The 26,080-nt window shown below is 40.9% G+C and carries 21 protein-coding genes; 1 reads left to right on the plus strand and 20 read right to left on the minus strand.

The features are described 5' to 3' along the window. Positions 1 to 13: 13 nt before the first annotated feature. From ftsA to HQN86_RS09820, 16 genes are all read right to left on the minus strand, one after another. The gene (gene ftsA, locus HQN86_RS09745) at positions 14 to 1,372 is read right to left on the minus strand and encodes a cell division protein FtsA (protein WP_048904200.1); all 1,359 of its coding nucleotides are present in this window, start codon (positions 1,370 to 1,372) and stop codon (positions 14 to 16) included. Positions 1,373 to 1,423: 51 nt separating this feature from the next. Then, on the minus strand, positions 1,424 to 2,302 hold the full coding sequence (locus HQN86_RS09750; protein ID WP_172660797.1) for a cell division protein FtsQ/DivIB: 879 nt from the start codon (positions 2,300 to 2,302) through the stop codon (positions 1,424 to 1,426). Further along, entirely contained in the window at positions 2,295 to 3,650 is a 1,356-nt protein-coding gene (gene murC / locus HQN86_RS09755) for a UDP-N-acetylmuramate--L-alanine ligase (protein WP_172660798.1), read from the minus strand. The genes HQN86_RS09750 and murC overlap by 8 nt, the downstream gene beginning before the upstream one ends. After that, positions 3,650 to 4,765 carry an undecaprenyldiphospho-muramoylpentapeptide beta-N-acetylglucosaminyltransferase gene (gene murG, locus HQN86_RS09760; protein ID WP_172661078.1) on the minus strand — a complete coding sequence of 372 codons (1,116 nt, stop codon included), beginning with the start codon at positions 4,763 to 4,765 and terminating at the stop codon, positions 3,650 to 3,652. Before murG ends, murC begins: the two co-directional genes overlap by 1 nt. A gap of 9 nt (positions 4,766 to 4,774) precedes the next feature. Further along, positions 4,775 to 5,941 (minus strand): FtsW/RodA/SpoVE family cell cycle protein, encoded by a 1,167-nt coding sequence (locus tag HQN86_RS09765; protein WP_052334066.1) that lies wholly within the window; start codon positions 5,939 to 5,941, stop codon positions 4,775 to 4,777. A 3-nt stretch (positions 5,942 to 5,944) separates the two neighbouring features. Then, on the minus strand, positions 5,945 to 7,288 hold the full coding sequence (gene murD / locus HQN86_RS09770; RefSeq protein WP_172660799.1) for a UDP-N-acetylmuramoyl-L-alanine--D-glutamate ligase: 1,344 nt from the start codon (positions 7,286 to 7,288) through the stop codon (positions 5,945 to 5,947). Then, on the minus strand, positions 7,288 to 8,559 hold the full coding sequence (mraY, locus tag HQN86_RS09775) for a phospho-N-acetylmuramoyl-pentapeptide-transferase (protein ID WP_172660800.1): 1,272 nt from the start codon (positions 8,557 to 8,559) through the stop codon (positions 7,288 to 7,290). The genes murD and mraY overlap by 1 nt, the downstream gene beginning before the upstream one ends. Beyond that, entirely contained in the window at positions 8,559 to 10,016 is a 1,458-nt protein-coding gene (locus tag HQN86_RS09780; protein WP_172661079.1) for a UDP-N-acetylmuramoyl-L-alanyl-D-glutamate--2,6-diaminopimelate ligase, read from the minus strand. Before HQN86_RS09780 ends, mraY begins: the two co-directional genes overlap by 1 nt. A 1-nt stretch (position 10,017) precedes the next feature. Then, positions 10,018 to 12,114, minus strand: coding sequence for a penicillin-binding protein (locus HQN86_RS09785; RefSeq protein WP_172660801.1), 2,097 nt, complete (start codon positions 12,112 to 12,114; stop codon positions 10,018 to 10,020). Continuing rightward, the gene (locus tag HQN86_RS09790; RefSeq protein WP_048904192.1) at positions 12,104 to 12,514 is read right to left on the minus strand and encodes an FtsL-like putative cell division protein; all 411 of its coding nucleotides are present in this window, start codon (positions 12,512 to 12,514) and stop codon (positions 12,104 to 12,106) included. The genes HQN86_RS09785 and HQN86_RS09790 overlap by 11 nt, the downstream gene beginning before the upstream one ends. Continuing rightward, complete coding sequence (rsmH, locus tag HQN86_RS09795; RefSeq protein WP_172660802.1) at positions 12,511 to 13,416, minus strand: 16S rRNA (cytosine(1402)-N(4))-methyltransferase RsmH; 906 nt, start codon at positions 13,414 to 13,416, stop codon at positions 12,511 to 12,513. The genes HQN86_RS09790 and rsmH overlap by 4 nt, the downstream gene beginning before the upstream one ends. After that, complete coding sequence (mraZ, locus tag HQN86_RS09800; RefSeq protein ID WP_172660803.1) at positions 13,406 to 13,879, minus strand: division/cell wall cluster transcriptional repressor MraZ; 474 nt, start codon at positions 13,877 to 13,879, stop codon at positions 13,406 to 13,408. Before mraZ ends, rsmH begins: the two co-directional genes overlap by 11 nt. 212 nt (positions 13,880 to 14,091) lie before the next feature. Continuing rightward, positions 14,092 to 15,285, minus strand: a complete 1,194-nt coding sequence (locus HQN86_RS09805) for a phosphoglycerate kinase (RefSeq protein ID WP_172660804.1) — start codon at positions 15,283 to 15,285, stop codon at positions 14,092 to 14,094. A gap of 87 nt (positions 15,286 to 15,372) precedes the next feature. Then, complete coding sequence (gene gap, locus HQN86_RS09810; protein ID WP_172660805.1) at positions 15,373 to 16,368, minus strand: type I glyceraldehyde-3-phosphate dehydrogenase; 996 nt, start codon at positions 16,366 to 16,368, stop codon at positions 15,373 to 15,375. Continuing rightward, on the minus strand, positions 16,365 to 16,526 hold the full coding sequence (locus tag HQN86_RS27150; protein ID WP_172660806.1) for a DUF4974 domain-containing protein: 162 nt from the start codon (positions 16,524 to 16,526) through the stop codon (positions 16,365 to 16,367). The genes gap and HQN86_RS27150 overlap by 4 nt, the downstream gene beginning before the upstream one ends. Positions 16,527 to 16,700: 174 nt before the next feature. Next, positions 16,701 to 17,252, minus strand: coding sequence for a dihydrofolate reductase family protein (locus HQN86_RS09820; RefSeq protein ID WP_172660807.1), 552 nt, complete (start codon positions 17,250 to 17,252; stop codon positions 16,701 to 16,703). A gap of 155 nt (positions 17,253 to 17,407) precedes the next feature. Here HQN86_RS09820 and HQN86_RS09825 point away from each other — a divergent pair, with 155 nt between their 5' ends. Continuing rightward, positions 17,408 to 17,776 (plus strand): VOC family protein, encoded by a 369-nt coding sequence (locus tag HQN86_RS09825; RefSeq protein WP_172660808.1) that lies wholly within the window; start codon positions 17,408 to 17,410, stop codon positions 17,774 to 17,776. Here the strand turns inward: HQN86_RS09825 and HQN86_RS09830 are convergent. From HQN86_RS09830 to HQN86_RS09845, 4 genes are all read right to left on the minus strand, one after another. After that, positions 17,773 to 19,152: a trehalase family glycosidase gene (locus tag HQN86_RS09830; protein WP_172660809.1), complete on the minus strand. Its 1,380-nt coding sequence runs from the start codon at positions 19,150 to 19,152 to the stop codon at positions 17,773 to 17,775. The two genes, HQN86_RS09825 and HQN86_RS09830, sit on opposite strands and share 4 nt — an antisense overlap. 4 nt (positions 19,153 to 19,156) lie before the next feature. Then, positions 19,157 to 21,145: a glucosidase family protein gene (locus HQN86_RS09835; RefSeq protein ID WP_172660810.1), complete on the minus strand. Its 1,989-nt coding sequence runs from the start codon at positions 21,143 to 21,145 to the stop codon at positions 19,157 to 19,159. A 119-nt stretch (positions 21,146 to 21,264) separates the two neighbouring features. Then, positions 21,265 to 22,923, minus strand: a complete 1,659-nt coding sequence (locus HQN86_RS09840) for a RagB/SusD family nutrient uptake outer membrane protein (RefSeq protein WP_172660811.1) — start codon at positions 22,921 to 22,923, stop codon at positions 21,265 to 21,267. Between the two features lie 18 nt (positions 22,924 to 22,941). After that, positions 22,942 to 26,025, minus strand: coding sequence for a SusC/RagA family TonB-linked outer membrane protein (locus HQN86_RS09845; protein WP_172660812.1), 3,084 nt, complete (start codon positions 26,023 to 26,025; stop codon positions 22,942 to 22,944). Positions 26,026 to 26,080: the final 55 nt, after the last annotated feature.

A 26,080-nucleotide genomic window follows, 5' to 3' on the forward strand; every position in this document is an offset into this window, starting at 1 on the left:
TTGTTGAAAAATATTACGGCTTTATATAATCTTCATCGCTTACATTCATGTCATCCTTGATGAAATCCTTTGTTTTAGCTAGAAGTTTATCAAATAATCCACCACCTGAACGTTTTACTTTCTCTTTATCTTTTGGTCGCTCTACAAATACTCCCGGTTGCTTCATTTCCTCAAGCAGCTCCTCAGCTTTTTGTATACCTTTAATTAATAAACCAACACTGGTAGCATACATCGGGCTTTTCAAATCATCATAGATGGTTTTAGGCATGTCTTCATATTTAGACAAATGCTCATTCGGATATCCAACACGGCAATCTAATCCGGTGACATATTCAACCAACTGCGACAAGTGTTTCAACAACGCACCACCACCAGTAATCACCACTCCTCCGATTAGTTTTTTCTCATATCCCGAAGATTTGATTTCGTAATAAACATGCTCAATAATTTCCTCCATACGGGCCTGGATTACATAAGCAAGATTTTTCACTGAAATCTCTTTAGGTTCTCTTCCTCTTAATCCCGGAACACAAATAATCTCGTTCTCTTTATTCTCTTCTGCAAGCGCAGAACCAAAACGGGTTTTCAACAATTCCGCCTGGTTTCTCATCACAGAACATCCTTCTCTGATATCTTCAGTTACACTGTTACCTCCAAAAGGAATAACAGCAGTATGACGGATAATTCCTTCATGGAAAATAGCGATATCGGTAGTACCACCACCTATATCTACCAAAGCCACGCCCGCCTCTTTTTCTTCATCGCTCAACACCGATTCAGAAGAAGCTAATGGCTCCAGTATCAATTCCTGAGTTTGTAACCCGGCATTGGTTACGCATCTCATTATATTTTTTACCGCAGTTACCTGACCGGAAATGATATGGAAGTTTGCTTCCAAACGCACTCCTGCCATTCCAATAGGATCTTTAATACCCGGCTCATTGTCGATAGTAAACTCTTGTGGCAATACATGGATGATTTCTTCTCCTGGGGGCATAACCAGTTTGAACATATCATCAATTAGCTTGTCAATATCCTTCTTTCCTATCTCATTATTTAATTCTCTTCTGGTCAAAATACCTCTGTGTTGTAAACTTTTGATATGCTGGCCAGCAATACCTACATTAACAACGCGGATTTCGACGTTCGATTGCCCGCTTGCAAGTTCTACCGCCTGAGCTATCCCCTGAACTGTTTTCTGGATATTGGATACCACACCACGTGTTACCCCTGCGGATTCTGCTTTTCCTATACCTAATACTTCTATTTTTCCGTGTTGTGTTCTGCGACCAACGATCACACAGATCTTAGTAGTACCAATATCCAACCCTACTACGATTGGAGACTGAGTGGTTAATTTTTCTTTGCCCATAACTATATTGATTTGTTGAGTTTATTATTTCTGTTTTTCCTGGTATCTGTTTTAATTATCATCCTTTAGTTCTTCCGGCATCTCTTCGCGAACCATCGTATCTATCGGTTTCTTTTTCAGAGAATCTAACCTGGCTACCTCTGATAAAGAATCAATCTTGTTCTTTTCGCAAACAACCTGATTGGTATATTTTATATTGATGGTTTTATAGGTGTCCCATCCCACCTTCGGCATTGCCTTATCGTAAAAAGCGCGCAAATTCCTCATCTTAACTTCCAGTGAATCTGCAGTTCCCAAAATGATCCGCTGATTGCCTACTCGCGGCACCAATTGAATATCATTTTTATCATCTACAATCAATTGCTCGATCTGCTCATTCCATAATGTATCCTGTTCTATATAAAATGCGGTTTTATACAGATCCTTAGCCAGCTTGGTAATCAACGTATCTACCTTACCACTAAAATGCTCCATTATTTTTCCGTTTGCCACCAATACGCTGGCTGTAAAATTTGGAGAAATAGGCATTTTCATTCCATTCCTATCGATATAAAAATCCTGATCACTCGCATTTATGACCCTTAATATCGGCTGGCGCTGTTTCACGTTAATATGAATTACCCCATTCATATCTGCGTAAACTGTTGCAAAAGCGATATAAGGATTCGCCTTTAATTTTTGTTCTATTTCTTCCAGATTAATCTGCTCCAGTTTCTTACCAATCAATATACCCTGACTCTGTTTTAAAATTGCATCTACTTCTTCCCTTTCAATAAAGTTATCCGCTCCCGGAATTAAGATTTTAATATTGGTACAAGTCACAGTATCTTTCTTAATGCTCACAAAACTCATGAGCACTATAATTCCAGCCAGACTAACTATCCAGGCAAAACCTTTAAATACCGATTTCCAATTTATCCTCTTAAGCATTTGTCAACAGGGTTTTTAGTGGTTGTATCAATGTATCTATATCACCGGCACCTACAGTTAAAAGTAACTCAGGCTGCTTGTTCTTTATGCGTTCTACAACTAAATCTTTTCCACATATCTCTTTGTCTTTCAACGAGATCTTATCTAACAAATACTGCGAATTAATCCCTTCCAGCGGCAATTCCCTGGCCGGATATATTTCCAACAGTATCAAATCATCGGCAGTGCTTAAAACTTGTGCAAAATCATCTGCAAAGTCGCGGGTACGGGTAAACAAATGTGGCTGAAAGATCACTGTCAGTTTCTTATCAGGATACAATTGTCTTACCGCGTTAAAGCAGGCCCTTAGTTCTTCAGGATGATGGGCATAGTCATCTATATAAATATGCTCGGGAGAATTTACGATATACTCAAATCTTCTCTTTACACCCTTAAAATTACCTACAGCAGTTTTTATCTTTTCGGGATCAATACCCAGTTTCAAAGCAACAGCAATTGCTGCCACCGTATTTTCTACGTTATGTTTTCCCGGAAGCATCAGGCTTATTCCTTTAATCGAATGATCGGCATCCTCATAATCGAATACAAAACTTGCATGCTCCACCCTGATGTTTTTAGCCTTAACCTGCGAATCCAGATCAGCACTATAACTTATCGAACCGGCAATAGGCAAGCCTTTTTTAGCAAACAGGGTACCTTCAGGTTTTAGCTGACCGGCAAACAATTGAAACGACTCCTGCAATTGCGAAGCATCACCATAAATATCCAGGTGATCAGCATCCATAGAAGTGATTACCGAAATATCCGGATGCAGTGTCAAAAATGAACGATCATATTCGTCAGCCTCTACCACAACCACATTGTTACTGCCAATCAAAAAGTTACTGCTATAGTTCGTAGCTATACCGCCTAAAAATGCGGTACAGCCATAACCTGTGTCAGTTAAAATATGCGCAACTACTGATGAAGTAGTGGTTTTACCATGTGTACCGGCAACAGCAATACAAAACTGGCCTTTACTAATGATGCCCAAAACCTCCGAGCGCTTTTTAAGTTTAAAGCCATGCCCTTTATAATAATTCAATATTTCAGAATTCTTAGGAATTGCAGGCGTATAAACTATCAGTGTTTCTTTATCATCAGCAGTAAAGCAATTAGGCAAGGTATCCTCATTGTCGACGTAAGATATCAAAACACCCTCCTGCTCAAGAGCAGTTGTAAGGTTGGTCTTTGTTTTATCATAACCGCAAACAATACATTTTCTCTTCACAAAATAACGGGCAAGGGCACTCATTCCAATTCCACCGATACCCACGAAATAAACTCTTTTTATATTGTCCAGTTCCATTATTCCTGCCCCCCCTTTCCAGCTAAAATTAAAACCTGTTGTGCAATCAGATTATCGGCATCAGGCAAAGCCATCTCAGCAATGTTCTCAGAAAATATCTTACACCGTTCCTTATCTTTTAGCAGCGACAATGCTTCAGGCACCAGCGTATCTTCGGCAGAGTGATCTGTTATTAACATTGCTGCATTGTTTTTCACTAAAGCCAGGGCGTTTTTGGTCTGATGATCTTCGGCCACATTTGGCGAAGGAACCAGGATAACCGGTTTTTTAATCAAACACAATTCTGCAATGGTACCGGCACCAGCTCTTGATATAATAAGATCAGCAGCGGCATAAGCCATGTCCATCTTATTCAGAAATTCCAGAATTCGTACATTCGGATGAAAATTCAAACCTAAACGTTCCACAATTCCTTTATAATAAAACTTACCGGTTTGCCATACCACCTGTACATCTTCCTTCAATAGCTCAGGCAAGTGTTTTTCAATGCTTTTATTTAAAGTACCGGCCCCCAGGCTACCACCTGTAACCAATATTGTTTTCTTAAGCGGATCAAGCTTTAGCAATTCTGCTCCTGCATGATGCTTGTTTAAAATATCAACAACATCTTTTCTTACCGGGTTTCCGGTTTTCAATATATTGGCAGCAGGGAAAAACTGATCCATACCATCAAAAGCCACGCAAACTTTAGCCGCCTTTTTCCCCAGCCATTTATTAGTTATACCTGCATAAGAGTTCTGCTCCTGTATCAGGTAAGGAATATTTTTTAAAGATGCAGCATACAATATCGGTCCTGATGCATAGCCTCCAACCCCAACTACAACATCTGGTTTAAATTCAGAGATCAGCTGCATGGCTTTTTTAACACTTCCTAAAAGCTTAAATGGCAGGCCAAGGTTTTTAATAATAGATCCCCTTTGGATACCGCTGATATTTAAACCCACAATTTTATATCCGGCAGCAGGTACCTTTTCCATTTCCATTCTGCCTGTAGCACCAACAAATAATATTTCGCACGCTGGCTCCATACGCTTCAGCGCATTGGCAATAGATATGGCCGGAAAAATATGTCCGCCAGTACCGCCACCCGAAATAATTACCCTTGTTGGTTTCATCATCTTATTTTATGCCATTGCAGGTATTTCACCCACAATCACTTTTTTACTATTATTTTCTTCAACATCCTTGCTCACACTCAATATTATCCCAAATGCAATACTGGTAAATAACAGAGAGGTTCCACCCATACTCACCAGCGGTAAAGGCACACCGGTAACCGGGCCCAAACCAACAGCAACAGCCATATTTGCAAAGGCCTGTATGGTTAAACTAAAACTTAAGCCTGCCGCCAGCAATGCCCCAAATGCCTTGGGTGCCCTGGTTACAATCTTTATGCATCGATAAAGCAGCACCAGATAAAGCGACATTACAATTATCCCCCCTATAGTTCCGTACTCTTCAATGATCATTGCAAACACAAAATCAGAATACGGATGAGGCAAAAAGTTCTTTTCTATACTATTCCCCGGACCTTTACCAAAAACCCCGCCAGAGGCCAAAGCAATTTTGGAATGGTCGGACTGAAATGTTTTATCAGAGTTCTGACGCTCCGGGTGCATATAAGTTTCAATACGAGATTTGTACACTTCCCTACGTGGACCTAAAAAGGCTACAAAAAGCAACAGTACAAAACCACCCGCACATACCATCATGATCTGCTTAATACTGATACGGCCAATAATCAACAACAAAATACTTACACCAAAAAGCATTAAAGCGGTCGACATATTTGCCCATGCAATCAGCACAAACACCACACAAACAGAACCCATAATCGGGATAAATGCTTCTTTAACGTCTTTAATATTCTCTTGCTTTCTGGTCAGCATCCTGGCCAGAAATGTAATTAAAGCCAGCTTGGCCAAATCCGAAGTTTGAAACGTTAAACCGATCAGCGGTATCTTAACCCATCTCGAAGCATCATTTACATTGGCTCCAAAGATCAGCGTATACACCAGCAATGGAATCGTAATTACCATCAGTACTTTAGAAATTCCGGCATAGTACCTGTAATCCAAAAGGTGGGCTATATAAATCATAGCAATACCTATCAGCACAAATATCACGTGTTTGGTCAGCAATAATTTTTCCACTCCTACACCACGCTTAAATGCCAGAGTACTGGTAGAACTGTATACTACCAAAATGGAAATAAGCGACAACAAAATGATGATCAGCCAAATCCAGCGATCTCCTTTTGTCTTGTCCAGAAGTTTATTTATTGCAACCATAGTCTACAATTCTTTAACGGCACTCTTAAATTGATTGCCTCTGTCTTCGTAATTTTTAAATAAATCAAAGCTTGCGCACGCTGGCGAAAGCAAAACCGTATCTCCTTTTTTAGCCAGGTGATATGCTACCTGCACCGCTTCATGAGCAGAAAAAGTATTCACTATAATCTCTACATCATCTTCAAAAGCCTCATGAATACGCTTATTGTCTTTACCCAAACACACAATGGCTTTCACCTTCTGGTGCACCATATCCTTAAGCATATTGTAATCATTACCCTTATCAACACCGCCCATAATCAGAATCACGTCAGTTCCTACACTCTCCAAAGCGTACCAGGTCGAATTCACGTTAGTGGCTTTAGAATCATTGATGTAATCCACCCCCGAAATCTTTGCCACATGTTCCAACCTGTGTTCAATATTCTTAAAATCTCCCATACTTTCGCGGATGGAAGTATTTCGAATGTCTAATACTTTGGCTACTATGCCCGAAGCCATAGAGTTGTAAATATTATGCTTGCCCTGAAGGGCTAACTCTGAAATAGACATGGTTAGTTCGTCGTTTAGGTGTATATTTATGTGTATGTTATTGCTTTCCAGGTATGCCCCGCTCTCAATCTTTTTACGAATGGAGAAGGGATACATTTTTGAACTTACGTTCGTTGTTTTTAAAACCTTTAAAGTTTCAGGGTCATCAGCGCAGTAAATGAAAACATCATCAGCTGTCTGATTTTGGGTAATGCGCATTTTCGATGCTGCATAATTACCCAGTTTATAATCATACCTGTCTAAATGGTCAGGTGTAATGTTCAATAATACCGCTATATCGGCTTTAAACTCATGCATGTCATCCAGCATAAAGCTCGAAAGCTCCAAGACATACCAGTCATAATCGGCAGTTGCCACCAAGGCCGCAAAGCTATGCCCAACATTTCCACCAAGTCCTACATTAAAACCTGCTTTTCTCAGCGTGTGGTAGGTAAGCATGGTAGTGGTTGTTTTACCGTTCGAACCGGTAATACAAATGGTTTTTGCATTGGTATACCGTTTGGCAAACTCAATTTCCGAAACCACAGGAATCCCCTTTTTCTTAATCTCCTTAATGATCGGAGCGGTATCAGGTATTCCCGGACTTTTTATCACTTCCGCTGCATTCAATATCTTTTCAGCAGTATGCTGTTTCTCTTCAAAAGGGACACCTAATTCCTCTAAAATCTCTTTATACTGGGTGGCAATAGCACCAAAGTCCGACACAAAAACATCAAAACCCTGTTTCTGCGCCAGCATTGCCGCTCCAACCCCACTCTCTCCTGCACCAAGAATTACAATTCTATCGTTTTCCATTACCGCAGTTTTAAAGTGACTAAAGTGATGATGGCCAATAAGATTCCAATAATCCAAAACCGGGTTACGATTTTAGCTTCATGGTATCCTTTCTTTTGATAGTGATGGTGCAAGGGCGACATCAGGAAAACCCTTCTGCCCTCGCCAAACCGTTTTCTGGTATATTTAAAATAGCTTACCTGAATAATTACAGATAAATTCTCTATCAGAAAAACCCCACATAAAACCGGGATCAATAATTCTTTTCTAATCATGATAGCAAAAACGGCAATGATACCCCCAATGGCCAAACTTCCTGTATCACCCATAAATACCTGGGCAGGATAAGAATTGTACCATAAAAAGCCCACACAAGCACCCACAAAAGCGCCCGCAAAAATCATCAGCTCACCCGAATTGGGGATATACATGATGTTCAGGTAATCGGCAATGACGGTGTTACCCGACACGTAGGCCAACAGACCAAGTGTTAAACCAATAATAGCCGATGTACCCGTGGCCAGCCCATCAATACCGTCGGTAATATTGGCACCATTGGATACCGCAATTACAATTACAATTACAAATAACAGAAAAACTACAAAAGCATATTTCTCATAGCCAGGGCCTAAAAACTTAAGCACCTTAGCATAATCCATTTCGTTATTTTTATAGAACGGAACATTGGTAAGGGTCGACTTAACATCCTGAGTATAATAAAAACTCTCTCCCTTTTGTCTCAAAACCATAGGTGCAGTAGTCTTGGCACCTATACCGGTTGTCGCTTTTGTATTTGTGGTCTCATCAACAGTTTGCCTTACCACAATATTCGGGTTAAAATACATTGTCCAGCCAACAATAAGTGCCAGCCCAAATTGTCCAACTACCTTAAAACGACCTGCTAATCCTTCTTTATTTTTTCTAAAAACTTTAATGTAATCATCAACAAAACCTATAACCCCCATCCATATAGTGGTTACAATCATCAGGATCACATAAATATTAGTAAGGTTGGCAAACAACAATGTAGGCACCAATATGCCCAGCAAGATGATAATACCCCCCATAGTAGGTGTACCTTGTTTTTGCATTTGCCCTTCCAGGCCAAGGTTCCTAACCGTTTCACCCACCTGCATTTTGTGCAGGTAATTAATCAATCTTCTACCGTAAACAGTAGTAATGATCAGTGAGATAATTACAGCCAACGAGGTACGGAAGGTGATGTATTGAAACAACCTCAATCCTGGAAATTCATAATTCTGATTCAGATACTCGAATAAATAATACAACATTAGCCCATCAAGTTAAATTGTTCCATCAATACCTCTTTATCATCAAAATGATGTCTCACACCATTTATTTCCTGATACTTCTCATGCCCTTTGCCTGCCAATAAAATAATATCACCAGGTTTGGCCAAATGACAGGCAGTTTTAATTGCCTCTTTCCTGTCCACTATGCTTAATGTTTTTCTTTTATTTGTTGGCGAAACACCTTTTTCCATATCCTCCACTATCGTTTGCGGGTTTTCCGTTCTCGGATTATCCGAAGTTAAAATCACCTTATCACTCCAATCACAGGCTACCTGTGCCATAATAGGTCGTTTAGTTTTGTCCCTATCGCCACCACAGCCAATTATCGTAATTACCTGTTCGGTGCCTTTTCTTATATCCTGTATGGTGCTCAGTACATTTTGTACTGCATCAGGAGTATGTGCGTAATCTATTATCCCAATTATGTTCTGGGTAGAAGTGATGTATTCAAACCTGCCTTCAGCGCCTGTTAACCTGCTCAATACAGTCAGTACAGAAAGCTGATCCTGCTCCAACAACATTGCCGTGCCATATACCGCAAGCAAATTATATGCGTTAAAAGAACCCACCAGTTTAAAGAACACATCAGCCCCGTCAATATCAAGATGCAAACCGCTAAAGCTGTTCTCAATCACCTTTGCGTTAAAATCAGCAAGCTGTTTAAGCGCATAGGTTTTTTTCGATGCCTTAGTGTTCTGAAGCATCACCATTCCGTTTTTGTCATCAAGATTAGTCAATGCAAAAGCCGATTTTGGCAACACATCAAAAAATGCTTTTTTAGCTTTAATGTAATTATCAAAGGTTAAGTGAAAATCTAAATGGTCGTGGGTAATGTTAGAAAACACTCCTCCCGAAAAGCTTAAGCCCTCAATTCTATGTTGCACCACCGCATGCGAGCTTACTTCCATAAAGCAATAGCTGCAATCGGCCGCTACCATATCCTTTAATAAGCTATTTAAAGCCAGCGGATTTGGTGTAGTATGCGTAGCAGGAATCACCTCGTCGTTAATATGGTTCTCCACTGTCGAGATCAAACCAACCTTATAACCAAGTTCTCTGAATAATTTAAATAACAATGTAGCAATGGTAGTTTTACCATTAGTACCGGTAATACCAATTAACTGCAGTTTAGAAGAAGGGTTGCCATAAAAATTAGAAGCCATAATGCCCAGCGCAGCAGCACTGTTTTCGACCTCTACATAGGTTACCAGCTCATTTTTAACCTCAGGTATCGTTTCACAAACTATAACACTTGCACCAGCTTCAATGGTAGCCTGAATAAAAGCATGCCCGTCAGACAAAGTACCTTTAACAGCAAAAAACACAACATCCTTAACAACCTGACGCGAATCAAACACCAAAGCGCTAACCTCCCTGTTGGTTGATCCAACCAGGTTTGTTATTGCTACTCCATATAAAACTTCCTGCAACTGCATCCTATTGTAATTCAAGTTGAACTAATAATCCTCTTCCTATTCTATTTCCGGCAGGAATAGACTGCGCTATAACCTTACCACCACCTTTTACCCTGGTTTTTAAACCTGCATTACCCAACAGGTATAAAGCATCTTTTAAACCCATCCCCTTTACATCAGGCATCACCCCTTTTACGGCAGCATGCTCTTCGTAAGGAACGCCGTTATTGGTATCAATACCACTTACAGACCTATCTGCATAAAGCGCTTTAATACCCAGGGCTTTGTAAATCTTTTTAACCGCTTTACTCTCGCCCACCTTCGCTTCGGGAGCCTTGGTATTACCTACCAGGTGATTTGGAATATCGTTGTACATTTCCATATCGCTGGCATAAATGCGATCAGCAATCTCTTTAAATACCGGCCCGGCAACTGCCGCACCATAGTATCCATTTTTAGGGCCGTTAATGGCCACCATAATGGAGTATTTAGGCTTATCAGCAGGGAAATAACCGCAAAAAGAAGCCTGATAGCTTTTCTTAGCTTTATAACCTTTATTACCATCAGCTACCTGAGCGGTACCTGTTTTACCGGCTACCCTGTACAATGGCGATCCCATTTGCTTACCGGTACCTTTAGTAACTACCGATTCGAGCATTGCCTGTAATTTTTTAACCGTTTTCTCAGAGCAAACCCGTTCCGAGATCACCCTTGCTCTGAACTGCTCAATCGGATTACCCAGTCTGCGGATTTCCTTAACAAAAATTGGCGCTATATACTTACCATCATTAGCAATGGCATTATAAAAGGTTAGCATTTGCAAAGGCGTAATCTGCATTTCATAGCCATAAGCCATTTGAGGCAGGGTCATGTTTTTATTCCAGCTTTTAAACGAAGGATTTTTTATCACGGGTTTAGTTTCTCCCGGTATCTGCAATCCAAGTCTTTCATTCATATGAATATCATACAGGTGATCTGTAAATTGCGATGGATTATCCTGATAAGCCGCATTCACCAATTTAGCCACAGCTGTATTTGCCGATTGCTCAAAGGCCTTCATTACCGTAACCGTTCCAATACCACCATGCGAATCCTTAATGGTATGTCCCGGAATCCTGTAATACCCATCTCCTGTCGCTACCATGGTATTGGTATCTACTTTATTATCTTCCAGCAGCGCCATGTACGAAGCCAGTTTAAAGGTCGATCCAGGATCCTGACTGCCACCAATGGCATAGTTAAACTTCTCTTCGTAAACCCCTTCTTTAACCCTTGTGTAATTGGCAACCGCCCTTACCTCGCCAGTAGTAACCTCCATTAATATCACCGTTCCGTGATCAGCATCGCTTATTTTCAATTGTTTTTCCAACGCGCTTTGCGCCAGATCCTGCATGTTAATGTCAATGGTCGAAATAATATCGGCACCCTCTTTAGGTGCTACCTCAGCTTCATCATTAACAGGCATCCAAACCCCACCTGATATTCTCTGAACCAGTCTTTTTCCGCTTTCACCATTAATATACTCACCATAAGCACCTTCTAAACCAACCCCATTGCTTACATTTTCATTTTTATAACCAATAGTTCTTGCGGCCAGGTATTTAAACGGCTTAATTCTTTTATTTTGCTGAACAGCAATTAAACCACCAGTATACTTCCCTACATTATATAAAGGAAATGTTCTTATGGTTTTCAATTCCTGGTATCCAACTTTACGCTTAATCAATAAATAACGAGCACTATCACGTCTGGCAGAGCGTAAATACCTCGAGTACTCTTTAGGCGTTTTATCTTTAAAGAATTGCGATAACCTTAAAGCCAGCGAATCCACCTTACTATCAAACACCTCACTATCAGCAATACCACCGGCATACATATCCATACGGAGCTCATACTCAGGAATAGAAGTTGCAAGCAAACTTCCATCGTTTGAGTAGATATTTCCACGCGCGGCTTCTACATTGATATACTTTGTAGAGAGACTATCGGCCATGGCACGCCATTTATGTCCCTCCACAAACTGTACATCGCATAGTCTGATCAGTACTGCCACGGCAAACAGTACAATCAGTCCGAAAGACAGATAAACACGTAATAATATGTTAGCTCTAATATTCATTACTGCTTATTACAATTTTTTTAGGCGGCTCTGTTAATTCCTTAATTCCAAGCGTATCCACCTTTTTAGCAACCTCTGTTAGTTTACTTTTGAACATCAAATCAGCTTTAAGCGATTTGTATTCCCAGCTCATTTCTTTTACCTCTTTACTTAACTGATCAATATTTCTGATGTTTTTGATGGCCATATGGCTATTCGCGATATACAGCATTCCTAAAACCGACAGAAATATCAAAAACGGCAACATCTCTGTTGCAGCTTCCTTACTCACTACACCCTCAGTAAATAACTTTTTAAAGAACTGATTTTCAGATACAGGCTCTTTCTTCTTAATCCTGATATCCAATTCCTCTTCTTCTTCAGGCTCTTCGTCTATATGTTCCCTAAACCTGTTATTCATAACTTCTCTCCAATCCTTAATTTCGCACTCCTGGACCTGCTATTGCGTTCCAGCTCAGCTTCATCAGCCATCACAGCTTTCCTTGTTATTACTTTAAAAGGCTTTTGTTCGTTACCAAAAAAGTCTTTATCAACCTCGCCTTTAAACTTTCCTTTAGCCAGGTAATTTTTTACCGGCCTGTCTTCCAAAGAATGGTAAGACATCACCACCAGACGTCCACCACTCTTTAGCACATCAGCAGTCTGTGCCAGAAAATTCTCCAGCACTTCTATCTCGGCATTCACCTCGATGCGCAGGGCCTGAAAAACCTGCGCCATATATTTATTTTCTTTTCCCTTTGGAATGTGTGCCGCAACTGCCTTTTTAAAATCAGCCAGTGTTTCTATGGGGCGTTCTATTCGACCGGTCACTACAGCCTTAGCCAGCGACTTTGCATTTTTCACCTCACCATAAATACCAAATATCCTGTGCAGCTTTTCTTCAGTATAAGTATTCAACACCTCCGCAGCAGTCAGTTTACCCTGTTTGTCCATCCGCATATCTAATGTAGATTCAAACCTGGTCGAGAAGCCTCTATCCGGTTCATTAAACTGATGAGAAGAAACACCAAGATCAGCCAGAATGCCATCAACAGCTTTAAAGCCTAATAAGCGAAGGTTATTTTTAAGGAATGCGAAATTCTGATCAACAAAATGAAAGCGCGGATCATCAATCTTATTTCTTTGTGCATCCGGATCCTGATCAAAAGCGATCAACACGCCATCTTTACCGAGATGTTTAAGGATTTCTCTCGAATGTCCGCCACCGCCAAATGTCACATCAACATACACTCCATCTGGTTTAATATTTAAACCATCGATGCACTCTTTCAACAAAACCGGAACATGGTAATTATTCTCCATTTTCCCTCCTGTTCTTATCCCCCATTACTTCGGCAGCAAGCAGCGCAAAGTCGGCAGGATCTTTATCAAATAATGCTTCGTATGATTTTTTAGACCAAACCTCAATCTTATCAAACTGACAAGCCAGTACCAGTTCAGTATTAATTTCAATACCTACCGATTCCATTAAAGAGTTAGGCAAATTAACCCTGCCGGTTGCGTCCAGCGTCAATTCTGTAGCACCGCGGGTAAATAATCTTATAAATTCTCTGTTTTTTTGTTCGTACGGATTCAGCTTACTCAAGTCCTCCACTATCTTTTCCCATACTTTTTTAGGATAGATTACCAGATGTTTTTCAAAACCCCGGTTAACCACAAGTCCCTCTTGCTCAACATTAGGCAATTGTTTTTTCAGGCTCGAAGGGACCATCAAGCGGCCTTTCGCGTCTAATTTACAATCAAATTCTCCTAATAACTGAACCATTATAATATGTGCACTTTTTATGTAGTGTAAAAATAGGTACTTCTACCACTTTTTACCACATTCTACCACAAAAAGTTTTCCACATATTATTTCTCTACCACTTTCCCCCATATTTAGCATAAAAAGGCCATAAATCATGGTGGGAGGAAGTGGTAAACAAAACAGGCGTTTCGCAAAAACGAAACGCCTGTCCTTAAAATTAGTCAGGTATACTAGTCATTTATAGCCTTAACACCTGGTAATTCTTTACCTTCCATATATTCAAGCAATGCTCCACCACCGGTCGATACATAACTTACTTCATCTTCTAAATTAAACTTCGCAATTGCAGCAGCCGAATCACCACCGCCAATTAAAGAGAAAGCGCCGTTTTCTTTGGTAGCTGCAACAACTGCATCAGCAATTGCGCGTGTACCTACCTCAAAATTAGCCATTTCAAAAACACCCATCGGGCCATTCCACAATAATGTTTTAGAGTCTTTAATGATGTTCGAGAACAATTCAGCCGTTTTCGGGCCAATATCTAATCCCATCCAGTCAGCAGGAATTTGTCCAGAATCAACTGTACCTTTTTCTGCATCATTGTCAAACTTATCAGCAATAACAGTATCTACAGGTAAAACAAGGTTTACACCTTTGGCCTTAGCTTTATCTAACAACTCAAGGCAAAGCGCCATTCTATCTGCTTCCAACAATGAGGTACCAATTTCACCACCTTGTGCTTTAGCAAAAGTATAAGCCATACCACCACCTATAATCAGGTTGTCTACTTTTTCAAGCAAACTTTCAATTAATAAGATCTTGTCCGAAACCTTAGCACCACCCATAATAGCGGTAAAAGGTCTAACAGCACCATGATTTACTTTTTCAGCATTTTTCAATTCTTCAGCCATTAAATAACCGAAATATTTTGCGTTAGGAAAAAACTCAGCAACAATAGCAGTTGATGCATGTGCACGGTGCGCAGTACCAAAAGCGTCGTTTACATATACATTTCCAAGTTTCGATAACTTTTCAGCAAAGGCTTTATCACCTTTTTCTTCTTCTTTATAAAAACGCAGGTTCTCTAATAAAAGAACTTGTCCCGGAACTAGGTTTTTAGCCTTTTCTACGGCTTCAGCACCAATACAATCATTAGCAAACTTCACCTCAAGATCCAGCATTCTTGAAAGGTCACCTAAAATGTGTTTCAAAGAATTTTTATCATCCGGACCATCTTTTGGTCTGCCAAGGTGAGACATTAGAATAACACTACCGCCATCATTTAAAATTTTATTGATTGTAGGTAGCGCTGCACGCATTCTTTTATCATCAGTAATATTAAAATCTTTATCCAAAGGGACGTTAAAGTCAACTCTGACTAAAGCTTTCTTATCTGCAAAGTTGCATTGATCTATTGTTCTCATTTTTTAAAATTATTGTTTTGTAATGGTTGGTTCTAAATTTAAGCTGTCAAATATGCCGAACTGGCGACGCGCCAAATATAAGAAGCATTACCCATTATTCTTTATAATTTTTTGCACCACATCTACCAAACGCGCAGAGTAGCCTGATTCATTATCATACCAGCCCACCACCTTTACCAGGTCGCCCACTATAGAAGTAAGCTGACTATCAAAGATGCATGAATGCGGATTGTCTAAAATATCAACGGAAACAATCGGGTCTTCTGTATATTCCAGTATTTCGCTCATCTCATTTTCCGAAGCCTTTCTAAAAGCAGCATTAATCTCTTCTATGGTAGTTTCCTTTTTAAGGATACAGGTAAAATCGGTTAAAGAACCATTTAATACCGGAACCCTGATGCCGGCACCACCCAGCTTACCATCCAGATGGGGAAATATATGAGTAATCGCTTTTGCCGCCCCTGTACTGGTAGGTATTATAGATGCCGATGCAGCTCTTGCCCTGCGTAAATCTTTATGTGGTGCATCGTGCAAGTTCTGGTCGCCTGTCATAGAATGAACAGTGGTGATGTAACCATCCAGAATACCCCAGTTGTCGTCCAGTATCTTAACCATTGGCGCCACGTTGTTTGTGGTACACGAAGCGTTCGAAAGCACTTCCGATTTCAAGTCTACCTCCGCATCATTTACACCAAGCACTACCATTTGCACACCCTTGTCACCACATGGAGCCGATATCAGTACCTGTTTAGCTCCTGCTTTCAAATGAAGATCAGCACCTGCCTTGCTGGCAAACTTTCCTGTCGACTCCAATACAAGGTCAATACCCAGATCAGCCCATGGCAGTTTTTCAGGATTAGGCTCAGCATAAACAAGAATCTTCTTTCCATTAATGATCAAGCTGTCATTTTCAAATTTTACAGTACCCTTAAAACCTCTGTGTACGGTATCATATTTAAAAAGATGGGCTAAAGTAGCCGGATCTCCCAGATCATTGATGGCAACAACGTTGATGTTTTTTTCGATAGCAGTACGCAGAAAGATGCGTCCGATCCTACCAAAACCATTAATTGCGATATTCATTTTACTCGTTTTGTTCTGGGGGCAAAAGTACCTATATTCTTATTAGCAGTGGTATAATTTCCGAAGGGATTATTAAAAATTACCTCTACGTTGTACCAGCACGCTACTTTACGCATTATTGCTCCCATTTCTTCGCTATTAAAAACTGAACTCGCCATTTTTCCAGAGTATAGTACTATGGGCGTCTACTTTTTTGACGTTAATGGCGTTACCAATTAGTGTCGCTTGGCTTCCAGGCTTGAGAATTACGTCCTCTCGAATTTTTCCGTCCTCTCGAACTGCAGGGAGAGAGGACAGGCTGCTTTAAAAATGTTTTTATTGCCTCTGTTACATTATCGTTTCAGATAATGAAGCGATACGCATCCCGAGTCAAGCACTCTCGAGTCCGCTAGTTTTAAACGCTGCTGCAGATCAAAACCGGTATCATCGAACAATCTCCTTCCTTCACCAACAATAGTAGGATGAACCAGGAAATAAAACTCATCAACCAAACCAAGTGCTATCAATTCCGAAGGCAAACTTACACCCCCAATTGAAATATTTTTGCCTGACTCCTGTTTCAGTTTTAGAACTTCGTCTCCAAGATTTGAACGAATAAGCTTCGTATTTCCTTCAACCTTATCTAATGTTCGGGAAAAAACAACCTTATCAATGGCATCAAATGTTTGTGCAAATTCATTCACTACTTTCGTTTCCGACTGTTTCTTTGCTACATCAGGCCAATAAGGAACCATCAGCTCATAGGTCTTGCGCCCATAAATAATGAGGTCAACGTCCCGCATGAGGTCCGTAAAATACTCATGGGTTTCTCCTCCGCCACCGAATTTGGTATGATCGCAACAACCATCCGCGCTCAGATTAATACCATAGATTACCTTTCTCATAAATTAAAGATAACAAGAATCCACCACTCTCTTCAAGGGCAAGCCGGACAAAATAAAGGGGCATTTACGCCAAAAGTACCACCCTTACCCTTTCTCACATTTCACGCATACTTTCAATATCTATTATTACATTTATATCTACTAACTTCAAAATTATGGCATCACGTATATCAGGCATTGGCGGTATTTTCTTCCGCTCTAAAAACCAGGAAGCACTTGCAGATTGGTATGAAAAACACTTTGGCATCAACTCCATGAAAACCGGGTACATCTGGGATCAGGAAGCAGGCCCTACCGTGTTTTCTCCTTTTGCCCAAAACACAGATTATTTCGGCAACGATCAGCAACAGTTCATGCTCAACTTCCGCGTAAACAATCTGGATGAGTTGCTTGCGTTACTTAGAGAAGAAGGTGTCAAAATCGATGAGAAAACCCAGAACGAAAGCTATGGCAAATTCGCCTGGGTTTATGATCCTGAAGGCAACAAAATCGAATTGTGGGAGCCATTAAATCCAGAAGACTAACTTCTGCTTACCGCTAAAGTCCCTCCTGCTTTTACCCAAACCGCTGCTTTAACAATTACCTCTCCTTTGTCGTTCAAAAACTTAGGCTGCCATAGTATTTTCTTTTTTCCAGCATTTGTCAACACAGATTTTTTATTCCCTTCATGCCTTACCGTGATCAGGGTTTTTAATACCGGAACATCCTTCAGTTCCGAAGTCACATCGCTTTTTCCGCGGTATAGCGTAGTTAATTGACTGGAACACGCATCAGCCTCTAACCCCATTAATCCTTCTACAAAACCTTTAATCACACCATAAGATACCTCTGGATACTCCCTTCTTTTCGTTTCAGGATTGGTCAAATGCAGCATGTAATTGTAAGCTTTATCCGCTTGCCCATTCTGATACATGATCAATGGAAAGTATGACAGGTTTTCTACATTCCAATCTCTCGACAATAAGTGCTGTATCGTCTTTTCTTTTCTGTCGCCTTCTTTCAATGCATCAAACCACAGCAAAAAGGTTGCTCCCTCTTCCATCCCAAACTTATGATCGGTCGAGTAATAAGTATTATAAAGTGAAGCAGATTCGTTCCACCACAGATCATCAATACTTTTCTGATAAGCTGCAGCTTTTTCCCTGTACAATTTGGCCTCCTCCCTTTTACCTTTCACATCAAGTATAGAAGCATAAGACATCAGTCCTCGGTATATCGCCCCTACCAGATCCACTCCCATTTTAATGTTAGGCACACCTTCAGAATAAGAAGGTAAACCACGACAACGATGAAAAGAATCTTCATTGTTAAAAGGTACCGGTGCATTTGGATGGGTCGGTCTGCTCAACAATGAATCAGCCTGCAACACCCACCTATCTATAAATGAGGTAACAGATTTTTTATGAAAATTTTCAAAAGCTGCTCCTTTAATGTATTCTTCATCACCCGTCCACAAATACAATTTCCAGTTGGTTGTCAATACATCAAAGTTGGCATTCAGGTTATACCAGAACTCTTTATCATTGCGGTAATCCTCTACTGCTGGTTTTCCCAAATGATTAATTTCCCAGTAAGAACACCAGTCTTTAGCATCAGATATATTGTTCACAAATAGCCTGAGCATATTTTTGTTCTCCTTATTTAACCCCAGAATCTCTCCGCCAATGCTCTGGTGGGATACATCACGCATGCAAAATGCTGCCCTGGGTGGCAATGCCGATTCGTACCATGGGCCAACCGGATCGCCCGGTTTTCCTTTGTAGCTTAAAGCCATTTCTTTAGCCCTGGCAAATGCAGTTTGCAAGGCAGCATCTGATGATTTAAAAGTTACTCCGCCATTCTGGGCATATGCACCGCAGCAAAGGCAAAGCAATAAGTATAGAAAAAGGTTTCTTTTCATGTGTTTAATATAAGTTTATTTCTACTGCCTTTCGTCCGTCCCAGTTAATTTCCTGGTTTTTACTACCGGCCTGTTCTACAATAATTTTTAGTTTCTGACCAGCTCTTACAACCGTAATATTAAAGTCTTTGTTAAAAGCCTTTATGTGATTTAGCGACATCTCTTTCCAACCTGCAGGAAGATAAGGCTGCAGTAAAAACGACCTAAAGCTTTTTGGCTGCATCCCAAACAACCCTTCTGTTATCGCCCTGCAATACAAACCACTCTCTGCTGCTAAATGGCGTTGGTCTCCCTCTGGCCAGGCCTCTACGGCATAAGGCACATGCTCACCAAGCAAACGCTCGGAGGTATAGTATTTCAGGTATTTAAGTGTAGTATCGGTAATACCTGCATTAAACAATCCGCGAACGGCATATAGAAGCGAGCGGTCCCAAAAAGTCTTCGATCCTGACTCAGTCAGCATCCCATCTTTTGTCCACAAATGGTTTGATAAAAGCGCCTTTGCAGTTTCGGCTTTCCTATCATATATCCCCATTACCAGCGGCATACCTATCCATGATCTTAACTTATCATTTCCATCGAAATAGCGATAGGTGTTATATCCCTGTACTTTTGCGCCAAAATACTTTTCAATTGCAGTTCTCAATTCTACAGCTTCCTTAGCTAATTTTTCTGATACCGTTTTATCGCCCAGCGTAGCCGCAAGATCCGAAGCGCTGATCAACGCCCCGTAAGCAAGAGTATTGGTTGACAAGTTTATTTTTCCTGCCGGAAACCTGCCCTCCAACTCATCAGAGTCTGACGCAATTACCCCGTCAGCACTTTTCTTCCTTCTCGAAAATTCAAGGCACCATTCTATTAGCGGCCACAATTTCCGGGCTTCAGCAGTATCCGCATAAGCTAGCGCAAATCTTGATGCACCATAGGCAATCATAGCCATATCTCCGCGGTCGCCCGCCCCATTCCACATTCCTGCTCCCTCTGCTATAATGGAACTCGGAATTGGTTTGTATGCATCGTTCATGTATTTCGCAAACATCCGAAAGCTGTTCATACCACTTTCGTTTCCCGCAGCATTACCTAAAAAAGGAAAAAGCGGGTTCATGTATTCGGCCTGGTCATTTGCCCAGATTCCTGCGTAATAAGATCCTCCACCCGGACTGTGCATCAGCCCCCCCTTAGTATCAAAGATACTTTCCGAAGCCCTGATCTTTGCAAACGAGAACATCTGGTTCAGAGTATCATCAGGAGTTTTCAAAACCAGTTCCTTTGTTATCTCAGCTATGAAGTTTTTACGTTTTACCAATTCGTATTCAGAAGAGAATTCATAGGCCTGGTCGGAGGTTTTTCTGGCTGAATATACAATGGCATACGCCTGCTCTTCGCCCGGGTTTAAGGTAAACTTACCTGATCCGTAGATTTTAGTATTTAACAGATAAGTTCCATAAACTCCTTCACTTTTCTTTGTACTATCTGTTCTATCTAATTCTGGAATCGTAATCTCAACAGGTTTTGTTCCCTTGTTCTTAAAGGTAAGTTGCTCAATAAATGCTGGCTTATCAACCGATGGGAAAAGTCCGTGCGATATATTTACCGTTCCAATTGCCGATTTGACTTTTATAGAGCCATTAAATGAAATGACATCAGGCTGTTCTTCTATGGCTTTCCCATTTATGGATGCTGGCTGTATAACCTGATCAAAATCCCTGATCAGGCTTCCTCGTGTATCATTAGGAATAATGCGGAGCATAGGAAACACCAATTTCCTTTTTAATATGAAATTACCTTTATCATTTACACCATAAGTAATTATTGCCGAGATCTGTTTCCCGCTCATTTCAATCTGATCGGTATGGGCAGCACCTTTTTTCACGGCCCATTCTATACCGCCGTTTTTCACCAAATGCCATCGGAGGTTCTGGCCGTTTACATCAGTAACGCTATACAGCAGAAACAGGAAAAATAATAAACTTTTTATAGGGAAATATTTCATATTAAAATTGGTTTTTTTGGCATTAAAAATGGTGTTTGCACATTCGTTTATGTTATCGTCATCCTGCTAACTCAATCATCATCCTGAATTTATTTCAGAATGATGAAGATGCATCAAATCTAATTGTAATTCGGGTTCTGCACTATTGCCGGATTTTTCTGTATCTCCGTTCTCGGTATCGGGTAATAGTAAAAACTCGGCACCCACGTACGTTCCTGAACCGTCATCACCTCATAGGTAAACGTACCGTTGCTCTGCTTTCTGATAATTACACCCTTCGCATCTTCCGAACCTATCTCTGCAATTCCCCACCTTCTAATGTCAAAATAACGATGTCCTTCAAAACACAATTCAATCCTGCGCTCATGTCTTATTTTCTCCATCAATGCTGTTCCTGCACCACTAACCACTGGCAAACCTGCCTTTTCTGTTCTTATTTTGTTCAGATAAGTCAGTGCCTCTCCATCCTCGCCCAACGCCGAGCAAGCCTCTGCATAGTTTAGGTAAATTTCCGACAATCTGAAAACTGCCCATTGTGTAGCATCATAATCCTGAACATTCCAATCATGGGTTTCGTCAACCATTTTCCTTACGCAATACCTTGTTTTAGAAGCATTCCATGGCGAATAAGGACTTTGCGGAGAATCATCACCTCCTTCAAAAAAACCTGTAAGCCTTCCTTTGAATTGCTGGTTATTGGCCAAAATAGTTGCATAAAACCGGGGCTCTCTGTTCAAATATGGATTTTTTGCCTGCTCCGGATTACTCCAGCTAAACTTTGTACCATCAGCCATCTCAAAATCATCCACCATTTGTTGCACCACATTATATGCGCTGTAACCATTATAACCATTCGGACTTAAATCTCTGCTTACGGTATTATATCTGTCCGCTTTTACCAAACCACTATATACCCTCCCAAAAATAATCTCCGGATTAAAGAAATCAAGAAAGGTTTTATTGTAGGTACCATTGGCCGCATTACCATACAGAGCATATTTAACACCTGTATAATCAATCACTGCTTTTGCAGCCAGTTTAGCATCTTCCCACAGTTTCCTGTCATTGCTTTTATTAAAATACGGACTTGCAGCGTATAATAACAGTCTCGATTTTAAGGCCAGTGCCGCTCCTGCTGTTGCGCGCCCTTTATCAGGATCGTTAGGATAAACCGCCGGCAAGGTTTTTAAAGCTTCAGCAATATCTGCTAATATAAAATCTTTGGTCTCCAGCCAGGTGGCTCTTTTTTCATTAAAATTCCTATCGTTCACATCGTAAACCTTTACAATAAGTGGTACGCCTCCAAATCTTTTCAGCAGTTCAAAATAAGCCAGTGCCCTTAAAAAGTGTACCTCTCCCTTCATGGTATTTACCGCTTCATCTGCTCCCGTTACCTTTTCAATATTTGTGAAAAAGATATTGCTCGAACGGATAGAGGCATACATTTTATTCCAATGGTTCAGGGAACCAGAAGTCTGGTTATCAGGTGTGGCTTCTCCGCGTACATACAGGTTTTCATTTGTCCAATTAAAATTCCCGTAAAGCTCATCGGTTTGTGCTGCCCAGCCAAAACCTCCGTCTTGGTAAGCAAGTACTGTTTCGCTGTAAATATTGTTCACAAAAACCTGGGTCAGTTTCGGATCCGACCACACATCCTTTTCAGAGTAAGAGTCAAGAGGTTGCAGGTCTAAAGCCCTTTTGCATCCTCCAAATATCAACGCAGTGCAAACAAGTAAAGCAGCGCTGTTGATTTTAAAATTATTTATATTCAGTTTCATGATATACTTTATAAGTTTTTAAAATGTGATGTTTGCGCCAATATTGATTAAACGCTGTTGTGGATAGTATTGCCCTGAATTGGCTGGCACTTCCGGATCAAATGACGGCCCGAACTTGTCAATAGAAAACAGGTTTGTTCCGCTGATATAAATCCTTGCGCTCTGCATTTTTAATCTTTCGGACACCGATTTTGGCAAAGTATATCCTACTTCTACATTTTTAAGCCTTACAAACGATGCATCTCTTAACCAAAAATCAGATTCAAATGTATTTACCCCAAAAGTTCTTCCGGTTGGGCCGCTAAAGTTTCTCGGATACTTAGTATCACCCGGTTTTTGCCATCTCTCATCAAAAAATTCGGTTACCATATTTAAGCCTGCAGGCGCCAGGTATGATTTAGCCCTGGCCTGCCCCTGGAAGAAAACGGAAGCATCTATGTTTTTCCACGATCCGCCTAAGGCCAAACCAAACATGATTTCCGGCGTGCGTACCAACGGCATTCTCACTTTATCAAGGTCGTTTATAGCACCATCGTTGTTTACATCCTTATACCCGATGTCGCCTACGCCTGTTCCTGCCGGATGTGGACTATTATCAATTTCCTGTTGATTCTGATAGATACCATCTGATTGATACAGGAACCAGGAATCAATAGGGATACCGGTTTTACGCTGGTACTCGGGGATATTCGCCGCCTCGTCCATAAAGATCACCTTGTTCCTTGCAAATGTGATGTTACCCCTGATGTTATAGACAAAGGAATTGCCGATAGTGTTATTGTGCGTAGCTTCAAGCTCAATACCACGGCTCAATACTTTTCCTAAGTTTTCATTTGGCAGGGTCAGCCCGGTATATCCCGGAACTGATTCACTTCTGGTGATCAGGATATTGGAACGCATAGACCTGAACACATCTACATTAACCCCCAGTTTACCATTAAAGAATTGTGATTCTAAACCGATATCGCTAGTGGTAGCAAGCTCCCAGGTGATGTTAGGATTGGGCGTTGGCCCAAGTACCAATGAAGAAACCTGTGAAGCTCCCGATCCTAGTGAGTAACCATAACCAGTACCCAGCAAATAGGTCTGCAGGTAATTGAAATCACTCACCCTATCATTACCGGTTCTACCCCAAGATGCTCTTAATTTTAACTCATTGATCACTTCCGATTTAAAGAAGTCTTCCTGCGAAATACGCCATCCTGCAGAAACTCCTGGAAAAAATCCATAGCGTTTTCCTTCAGGAAAGTTTTGTGAACCGTCGTAGCGCATAGTATAATCAATCAGGTATTTACTCTTATAATTGTAAGATAAACGACTGATGTAATTGATACGGGCAGCTTCTGCAGCATCAGAAAAGTTTTGCTGACCAATAAGGCTTCCTGCTGACAACTGATCCAGACTGTTACTCAAGAAATTTGACCTTGAAGCATTAATGATATCGGTATTCCCCTTAAAGCTCTCAAAGGCCACGAAGGCATCAAAGCTATGATCACTGATGGTTTTTGAATATCCCAGTTTTAAATTGAGCAACCTCTCGCCAATGTCGCCTCTTTGTTCAATAAGCGATGGTGCTATTGATGAGGTTACCTTTACATAGTCTTTTGTAGCGGGATCATACCTATATGCCGGTGGCGGCGTTTTGGTAAAGGATTTTGTTTTAGATAGGGTTTTGTCATAAGCGTAATAACCATCTACAAATAGTCCTTGTGTAATTTTGTCCAGTTTCCAGCTAAATGATGCTTTTGTTTGCAGATAATCGGTAGTAAACCGCTGGTATCCTGCTTCGCCAGAGGTAACATACATCATGCTGTTATCGGGGCCGCCACCAATACCTACACCAACAAGTCCGTTGCTATAAACAGGGGTTAAGTATGGATAGGCTAACCATAATTCTCTAAAAATACTTCCAGCATCATAACCATTTTTTGCAGCATTGCGAAATTCATTACGGTACGATACATCAACTCCGATTTTAAAGTTATCGGTCACATTCACATCCACGTTTGCCCTTGCCTGATCTTGCTTATAATAAGCTGCATCCTGCTTGTAAATTCCGTCTTGTTTCTGGTGCTGGCCCGAAAAAAAATAACTTACCTTATCTGTTCCTCCACTTAGTGACATGATGTGATTTTGTTGTAATGCACGTGTTTTCATCACTGCATCCCACCAATTGGTATTTGGAAAAGCTAAGGGATCTGACCCATTACGGAATTTTTCAATAGCTTCTGTTGTCCATGTAAGTTGTTGCCCCACTAAGGCATCGTATTCGTTTGTCGCCTGCGCATATTGATATGAGCTCAGCATCTGAGGAACGCGTGTTGGCTGGGTGCTGGCCCAGTTGGTTCCAAGTGTAAGTACAGGCTTGCCCGACTTGCCTCTTTTTGTTGTAATCAGAATAACACCATTAGCTGCTCTTGCACCATAAATAGCAGCACTTGCATCTTTTATTATACTAAATGATTCTATATCCGCCGGATTTAACCTGGCGAAACCGCCTGCCCTGTCCGGAATTCCATCAATAACTATCAAAGCACCTGAATTACCAAGCGTACCCTTTCCACGAACAAATATATCTGCATTGTCGTTACCCGGTTCGCCGCTTCGGGCATTTACAATTAGCCCGGGAACCTGACCTGCGATAGAGTTGGTTAAATTGCTTGATGGTGATTTGCCCAGTTCCGCACCACTAACTGTTGACACAGCTCCTGTCAGGTTTGCACGTTTTTTTGTACCATAACCTACAACAACGATCTCGTTCAGTCCGGAGCCTGCTGCTTCTGTTAGCTGCACTTCAATGTGCTTCCTGCCGTTCACAGCTATCTCCTGATCGGTAAAACCGATATAACTGAAAATCAACACCGCATTATCCGGGACACTCAGTTTAAATTTCCCTTCATCATCTGTTTTGGTGCCAAGCTGCGTGCCCTTTACACGTACCGTGGCATTTGGCAAGCCACTATTATTGTCTGTTACCCTTCCGGTGATCTGCTGCTGAGCAAATGCCTGGGCACAAAAAACAAAAAAGAGCAGTAATAGAATAAGCTTTTTCCAGAGAAAATCAGGATAGCCCAACTTTTCGATAGTAAGTTTCACGTTCATATTTGGTTATGTTTTGGTTAGGAATAGAACAGTTTTTCTTTCTAGTCTAGTCTAT

This window comes from Pedobacter panaciterrae (assembly GCF_013204795.1).
Lineage (GTDB): Bacteria > Bacteroidota > Bacteroidia > Sphingobacteriales > Sphingobacteriaceae > Pedobacter > Pedobacter panaciterrae.